A 690-nucleotide genomic window follows, 5' to 3' on the forward strand; every position below is an offset into this window, starting at 1 on the left:
GGCCCGGGTGTAGACCTACCCGAGCCATTGGGGCTGGCAGAGTCCACCGACGGCGGGCAGAGCTGGAGCGTGCTCTCTCGCGGTGGGGAATCGGATTTCCACGCCCTGGCTGCTGGCCCCGCCGGGATCATCGCCTTCGATGGGCAACTTCGGTTCAGCCCCGAGGGGCGCACCTGGCAGATGCGCACTATCCCCTCCGCCCCCGCTTCCCTGGCTGTGTCCCCGAAATCGGGGGCGGTGCTGGCCACCACGGAAAACGGCGTGCTCCGTTCCACCGACGACGGGGCCAGCTGGTCCCCCCTGAACACCCCCCAGCTGGCCTCACTGGTGGCCTGGGCCGACGACCGCACCATCGTCGCCACAGGGATCGACGGGCGCCTGCTGACCAGCACCGATGCCGGGGCGAACTGGACCTCCAGCCAAGAACCCATCGGGGAGGTCACCGCCCTGGGCGCCAGTTGCACCGATGACGGTGACGTAGAAGCGCTGCTGATGGCAGAAAACCAGGTGCTGCGCACGGTGGACGGGGGAGCGACCACACAGCAGCTGCTGTGACAGCTGGGCTGTGAGCTGACCAGGGCCGAGAATGCCCACCGGGCGGGCCCCACCCCGACAAGACAACATCAGGGAGACGACTATGAGCGAGGCCCCTAAGTGCCAGGGGACGGGCTCGGTGATGAGCGCCGCAGG

The 690-nt window shown here is 68.7% G+C and carries 1 protein-coding gene; it reads left to right on the forward strand.

Annotated features, from left to right (window positions below; translation table 11 throughout):
- The coding region (locus IG178_RS25760; protein ID WP_226895743.1) for a DUF6242 domain-containing protein at positions 1-555 on the forward strand (555 nt) is incomplete at its 5' end.
- Positions 556-690 lie beyond the last annotated feature (135 nt).

The organism is Neoluteolibacter marinus, assembly GCF_014904755.1.
Taxonomy (GTDB): Bacteria; Verrucomicrobiota; Verrucomicrobiia; order Verrucomicrobiales; family Akkermansiaceae; genus Haloferula; species Haloferula marina.